5 protein-coding genes and 2 tRNA genes are annotated in these 6,296 nt (G+C 55.9%); 1 reads left to right on the top strand and 6 read right to left on the bottom strand.

Annotated elements, in window-relative coordinates:
- Positions 1 to 70: 70 nt before the first annotated feature.
- The 6 genes from HMPREF9141_RS10150 to HMPREF9141_RS10125 form a co-directional block, all read right to left on the bottom strand.
- Positions 71 to 152, bottom strand: a tRNA-Tyr gene (locus HMPREF9141_RS10150).
- Positions 153 to 158: 6 nt separating this feature from the next.
- Positions 159 to 236: transfer RNA gene (locus HMPREF9141_RS10145), tRNA-Val, on the bottom strand.
- A gap of 415 nt (positions 237 to 651) precedes the next feature.
- Positions 652 to 1,956 (bottom strand): NCS2 family permease, encoded by a 1,305-nt coding sequence (locus HMPREF9141_RS10140; RefSeq protein ID WP_040555061.1) that lies wholly within the window; start codon positions 1,954 to 1,956, stop codon positions 652 to 654.
- A gap of 185 nt (positions 1,957 to 2,141) precedes the next feature.
- On the bottom strand, positions 2,142 to 2,939 hold the full coding sequence (nudC, locus tag HMPREF9141_RS10135) for an NAD(+) diphosphatase (protein ID WP_007368640.1): 798 nt from the start codon (positions 2,937 to 2,939) through the stop codon (positions 2,142 to 2,144).
- Positions 2,940 to 2,993: 54 nt separating this feature from the next.
- Complete coding sequence (locus HMPREF9141_RS10130; protein WP_040554812.1) at positions 2,994 to 4,748, bottom strand: bifunctional metallophosphatase/5'-nucleotidase; 1,755 nt, start codon at positions 4,746 to 4,748, stop codon at positions 2,994 to 2,996.
- An 83-nt stretch (positions 4,749 to 4,831) separates the two neighbouring features.
- A complete protein-coding gene (locus HMPREF9141_RS10125) occupies positions 4,832 to 5,020 on the bottom strand; it encodes a hypothetical protein (protein WP_040554810.1) in 189 nt (62 codons plus the stop codon).
- A gap of 327 nt (positions 5,021 to 5,347) precedes the next feature.
- On the opposite strand from HMPREF9141_RS10125, the gene HMPREF9141_RS10120 reads away from it, so the two are divergent.
- The gene (locus HMPREF9141_RS10120; RefSeq protein WP_040555060.1) at positions 5,348 to 6,193 is read left to right on the top strand and encodes a patatin-like phospholipase family protein; all 846 of its coding nucleotides are present in this window, start codon (positions 5,348 to 5,350) and stop codon (positions 6,191 to 6,193) included.
- Positions 6,194 to 6,296: the final 103 nt, after the last annotated feature.

The following is a 6,296-nucleotide window of genomic DNA, read 5'->3' as shown; positions in this document are numbered from 1 at the left end:
ACTGACCCGTTTTTGAATCTGCCTTGAAGGAAATAAAAAAAGCTGCAGTCATGTGACTGCAGCTCTTCCGTGGGTAGTGATGGATTCGAACCACCGAAGCTAGAAGCAGCAGATTTACAGTCTGCCCCATTTGGCCACTCTGGAAACTACCCCCTTTGTGGTGGGCGTTGACGGATTCGAACCGCCGACCCTCTGCTTGTAAGGCAGATGCTCTAAACCAGCTGAGCTAAACGCCCTTACTTTTCGTAAGCGGTTGCAAAAGTAGTCATTTATTTTTAACTGTGCAAACTTTAGCAGTTTTTTTTCTGATAATTCTCATGGGCGGGAACAGTAGAAACCTTCTCGTACACTGCCGGAGGAAGTGTTCTCCCATGCGGGTGTCAATGTGTGACACCGCCGCTTGACAACCCTTTTCTGGATGTAGATCTCCTGTCAGACCCCTCCTGTCCGAATCAGGGAAAAGACCATTTCTCTACTCAAAAAGCGAGTATGGAAATGGTCTCTTTTTATCAGGTTGTTTCAGACCGCAGGTTCAGAACGGCATCCGCTTTTCAAGACTTCCTCTGTCGAAAGCGGTGATGGGGGAGAAAGAACCGCAGCCGGCAAGAGCGGGGGCATGCCGTCCGGAGAAAGCAGCCTGTCGGGCACCCTCTACGCATCAATGACAAAGTTCAGGACAAAGAGGACTGCAAGGATGCAGAGTGTCCAGTTGAGGTCTTTCCACTGCTGGGTACATACCTTCATGATGACGAACGACAGAATCCCCAGGCAGATTCCGTCAGCGATGGAATAGCACAGCACCATGGTGATCATCGTGATGAAGGCCGGGAACGCTTCGGTAATATCCTGCAGATTGATTTTCTTCACAGAGTCGATCATCAGCACGCCGACCATGACCAGCGCTCCGCTCGTCGCGGCACTCGGGATGAGCATGAAGACAGGGGAGAGGAAGAGGGCGAAGAGAAAGAACAGCCCCACCGTGAGTGCGGTAACACCGGACCGACCGCCTTCGGCAATGCCGCTGGCGCTCTCGACGTAGGTGGTCAAGGTGGAACTGCCCAGCATGGCGCCGCAGGTCGTACCGATGGCATCGCTCATCATCGCCTCCTTTACCCGGGGGATGTTACCGTTCGTTTCGACGATTCCCGTCTTGTCCGCCAGTCCCATCAGCGTGCCGATGGTGTCGAAGATGTTGATCAGGAGCAGGGAGAAGACCACCAGGACCGTCTTGAGATTCAGCAGTCCCGTAAAGTCAAACTTGCAGAATACCGGACTTATGTCCTGGGGAGCGGAGACGGGCATCCAGCTGCCGGGGATTACCGTCACCCCCATCGGAATACCGATGACAGTGGCGATGATGATGCTCCAGAACAGCGCCCCTTTGACATTCCTCGCCATGAGGATGCCGCTGAGCAGAATGGCGATGATGCCCAGGATGCAGGTCGGGGTGAAGGCACCCAGCCCGACGAGGGTCGCCTGCTTGTCAACGATGATTCCGGCATTCTTCAGACCGATGAATGCAATGAACATACCGATGCCTGCTGAAATGGCATAACGGAGGTTGGCAGGGATGGCATGGAGGATCATCTCACGCACATTGAAGAAGGTGATGATGATGAAGACGATGCCCTCGATGAGCATGATGGCAAGGGAGTGCTGCCATGAGTATTGCAACGTCTGGCAGAGCGTGTATGCAAAAAATGCGTTCAGTCCCATGGAGGGCGCCTGTGCGAAAGGCAGTTTCGCCATGAATGCCAGCAGCAGGGTGGCGATGGCCGCCGCGAGTGCCGTGCCGGTAAAGAGCGCACCCTTGTCCATGCCGGTAGACGACAGGATGGCCGGGTTGACGGCCAGGATATAGCTCATTGTCAGGAAGGTGGTCGCTCCTGCAATCAGTTCGGTACGGAGCTTCATGGACTTCGGATCAAATCCGAGGGTTTTTTCTAAGAAAGTCATCATTTTTAAATGGTTTAAAATATGCTTGGGTTTATTTCAGCGATTTTCCGGCGGCTCCGCATCGGCACGCCGCTGCGGCGGAGGCTGTCTGCGCCGTGTGCCTTCTGTCTCGGCTTCCTCCTCCGGACGCACCGCCTATGCGTTTTCAGGCAGGAAACGAAGGCTGCACGGCCGGCCGGAATGTGTCAGAGACACCGTTCGGATTCAGTTTTGGAAGTTTCCTTTATCCAGTCGTCGAGAATCATCCGGGCAATCGACAGCCGTTCCGGGATGTTTGGCAGATTGTCCTTTCTGAACCATGCCCCCTTGGACAGCTCACTGTGCTGCAGGTGGAGATTCCCGCCGTCATAATCGGCATTGAATCCTACCATCAGTCCGCAGGGATAGGGCCAGGGCTGCGAACCGAAGTAGCGCAGGTTCTTTATCCGGATGCCCGTCTCCTCTGCCACCTCACGGTGTACGGCCTCCTCCAGGGTCTCGCCTGTCTCTACAAAGCCGGCGACCAGTCCGTAGAAGTCGGACTTGAAGTTGCGGGCATGTACCAGCAGCACCTCATCGCCGCGGTGAATGAGGACGATGATCGCTGTCGCCAGTTGCGGCCAGACCTCCTTCCCGCAGTGGGTACAGCGTTTGGAAATGTCGGTGTGCATCTTCATGGGTGCGCCGCACACTCCGCAGAACCTGGTGTTCTGGTCCCAGTAAAGCAGTTCCCGGCATTTGCCGGCCTTGAGATAGAACTCCGTGGAAAGCAGGTAGAACGACGGCCGCAGGCCGCACATCTCATAGCGAGGGTCGTCTGTTACCGGCTGGTCCACCATGACGGCTCTGACCTCTGTGCCGTTCTCCATGTGCGTGATGTGCATGATGTGCATCCAGGGCTGCAGAGCGACCGGAGGGTCTTCCGCAAGGGGAATGGTATAATTGTCACCTGTTTTTTCCAGCAGGACATCCGTCTTGCAGAAAACAAACCAGTATTTTTCCATGTGTCGATGTCTGTGTTTCAGAAGGGCTGAAGGCATCTGCCTCCGCCCTCCTTATCATTTCTGTTCTCCGAACAGGAGTCTGCGGTCGCGTTCGGCGGCGGGCGCCGTCCATGCTTCTGGGACGAACTTCCAGTTGTGATGAGCCTGTGGGTTCAGCACGCCCGCTTTCTTTATTTCTTCCATGAGATAATAGCGCTGGTCTTTCGGACTTTCCCAGATGATGCGGCTCTGCAGGGAGTCGTGTGGGATGCCGGCGCCCTTCGTCAGCAGCTCTCCGCCGCCGTTGGCACGATAGCTGTTCAACGCCACCGTGTACCACTTGTTTTCATCGAACGGAGCGCCGTTGCTCATGCGGAGGATGTGTACCTTCTCTCCGTCAGGTTTTGTGACGTCCACCTCGTAGTCGATTCCCGCGGCAGAGTCGAAGTTGAACGAGAAGTTCTTGAAGCCCAGCCGCTGTGCGTCGTTCTGTGTGTCGGAGAGGAGCAGCAGATGGTCGTCCGGTGTCTTCATCGTGTTGCACCACAGGTCATAACTCATTTCAAGGTGCTTGCGGATTTCCTTGCCGGTGAGGCGCATGGTGCAGAGATTGTTCTCATATTTATAGAGGTTGAACATATCTGCCACGGTGACCGGTCCTGCCTGTATGGACGCGTTGAACTGCAAAGGGGCATTGAAGGCGATGTCAGCCTTGGTGATCTTCAGCTCCAGGTCGAGGATCAGGTCGTTGAAGGCGGAGTTGCCGAAGTAGCTGTCCTTGGTGTAGATGGTGTTTTCGAATCTGCCGATGACCTGCCCGCTCCATGCCTTTACGGCATCTATCTCGGGCTGGAAATGGCGGATGAAGGTCTCGTCAGCCTTCAGGTTTCTGACGTCGACAAGTTTGCCGGCCGCTTTCTTCAAGGTGTATTGCCGCTTCCCCTTCACCGTCTTCGTGCTGAAGGTCAGCGTGGCGAGGGCTATGCGCTGGGCGTTGTTGGCGGGGTCGAGGCAGACGACCTCCCTGCCGGCGACGTTCTTCTCGACGGAGTAGTGGGGGGTATGGTCGTGCCCGAAGAAGACGACATCGAATCCCGGCACTTCTCTTGCCACTTTCTTCGAGGCGTCCTCATCGTAATCCGGCGTCTTGATGCCGCCGTCCCATCCTGAATGGAACAGTCCTATGACGGCATCCGGTTTTTCCTTTGCCTTCACCTCGGCCATCGTCCGCTTCGCGCACGACACCATCTCCTCAAAGCGCATGCCGCTCCAGATCTTCTCCTTCAGCCAGTTGGGGATGGCCGGTGTCAGCATGCCGATGACGCATACCTTGATACCATTCTTCTTTCTGATGGTATGATAAGGCAGGAGGTAGGGCCTGCCGGTGCTCGTCCGGATGATGTTGGCTCCGAGGATGGGGAAATTCAGTTCCTTGAACCATTTGTCGTAGACGGCATGACCCGTCTCGATGTCGTGGTTGCCCACGGTCGCCACGTCATAACCCATATAGTTCAGCACGCTGGCGGCAATGTTCTCCTTCTGGGGAACCACATAGTTGTAATAGTAGGAAACAGGCTGCCCCTGGAGAATATCCCCGTTGTCGAGCAGATAGACGTTTTCTCTGCCGTTTTTCCGCCGCAGTTCTTCAACCAACGTGCAGACCCTCGCCATGGAACCGCTCCTCGGCTTCCGACTGATAAAGTCGTAGGGGAAGAACGAGCCGTGGACATCCGAAGTTTCTATAAGTTTGATTGTAATGTCTTTCTGCTGTGCCATTGTGGAAGAACTGAGTCCTAACATGATGGTGAGTGCTATTATAGAGAGTTTCATAATTTGATGTTTATTTCCCTTGCAAAAGTACGAAATAAAACGGAAACAAACGAACGCTCTGTACGCTTGTTTGTACGGCCTGATTAGTTCCCGGCCGTCGGGAACAGGATTCCCAACCGGCTGGGAACAGGATTCCCGACGGCCGGGAACAGGATTCCCGACGGCCGGGAACAGCTGTCCCATCCGGTCGGGTCGTTCCCTGTCCGGGCTTCTTCCGTATGATAATCGGGCGCATAGCCTTGCTTTTCCACCGGAATTGTGTAACTTTGCATCCGTTGTCATACGGAAAGAACCGTAGGGCAGGCATCCCCGGTCATGGGACGACGGAGGCCGGGTCCGGGGCTTTCCCAATGCCGTCTCCGGTCGAGGGAAATGATGAACGGAAGCGCTCCGGCGACACCTTTTTCGGGAAGCAGCCTTTCAGACAGGCAGGTTCTTCTTTCTCCTTGAAAGCGCAGGACAGGCTGTACGGCCGGGAGGTGCAGGGCCGGAAAGCTGCGACAAGACGAAGAGACGGAAGGGCTGAAGGCGGGCATTGGACTGGCCGGTCGATGTGGAAATCTTGGAATATGCCAGAACATAAAAGCGGACAAAAAATCATGAAAAAAGGACTCGTACTGGAAGGCGGGGCGATGCGCGGGCTGTTCTCTGCCGGCGTGATGGATGTTCTGATGGAAAACGGAATCGCACCCGATGGTGTGATCGGCGTGTCGGCCGGTGCGGCTTTCGGCTGCAATATGAAGTCGAGACAGCCCGGGCGCGTGCTCCGGTACAACCAGAAGCTGGCGCACGACTGGCGTTATGCCTCCCTGCGGTCGCTCCTGACGACCGGCGATTACTTCGGCGGCGAGTATGCCTATCATTATGTGCCCCGGCACGTCGACTATTTCGATGTTGATGCTTTCCGGGAGAATCCCATGGAGTTCTGGGCGGTCTGTACGAATGTGGGGACGGGCAAGGCGGAGTACCGGCAGCTGAAGGAGGTCGACGACGAGTGCCTGGAGTATATCCGCGCGTCAGCCTCCATGCCCATCGCCGCCCGCATCGTTACCGTGGATGGGCGGAAACTGCTGGACGGCGGCATAGCCGACTCCATTCCTCTCCGCTTCTTCCAGGGACAGGGCTATGCACGCAACCTTGTCGTCCTTACCCAGCCGGAGGGCTTCGTGAAAACGCCGAACCCGCTCATGCCCCTCATGCGGATATGGCTGCGCCGCCATCCGCGTATCGTAAGGGCATTGGAACAGCGGCACGTCATGTACAATGCGGAGCTTGACTATGTGCGCGAGGAGGAAAAGAAGCCCAATACGCTCGTGCTCCGTCCGAAAGGGAAGCTGGCCATCGGGCATATATCACACGACCCTGCTGAGATGCAGGCCACATACGACCAGGGCAGGGAGACGGCTTTGGAGAACCTGGAGAAAATCAAGGAACTCTTTGCCTGACAACCCGCCGCCGGGAGGGATGTGCCCATGCGCAGGAGAGGCGGTCTGTTGACACGATTGCCGGGGGAGATGCTGCCATTCTGCAACTGTCTACCCCCTCCAG

It is taken from the genome of Prevotella multiformis DSM 16608 (assembly GCF_000191065.1).
GTDB classification, from domain to species: domain Bacteria; phylum Bacteroidota; class Bacteroidia; order Bacteroidales; family Bacteroidaceae; genus Prevotella; species Prevotella multiformis.
This window is presented reverse-complemented; position numbering and strand designations above follow the sequence as displayed.

Coding starts and splice junctions, on each gene's coding strand:
- HMPREF9141_RS10130 (WP_040554812.1), bottom strand. CDS start 4,748: ATGAAACTCTCTATAATAGCACTCACCATCATGTTAGGACTCAGTTCT.
- HMPREF9141_RS10125 (WP_040554810.1), bottom strand. CDS start 5,020: ATGCAAAGTTACACAATTCCGGTGGAAAAGCAAGGCTATGCGCCCGAT.
- HMPREF9141_RS10120 (WP_040555060.1), top strand. CDS start 5,348: ATGAAAAAAGGACTCGTACTGGAAGGCGGGGCGATGCGCGGGCTGTTC.
- nudC (WP_007368640.1), bottom strand. CDS start 2,939: ATGGAAAAATACTGGTTTGTTTTCTGCAAGACGGATGTCCTGCTGGAA.
- HMPREF9141_RS10140 (WP_040555061.1), bottom strand. CDS start 1,956: ATGACTTTCTTAGAAAAAACCCTCGGATTTGATCCGAAGTCCATGAAG.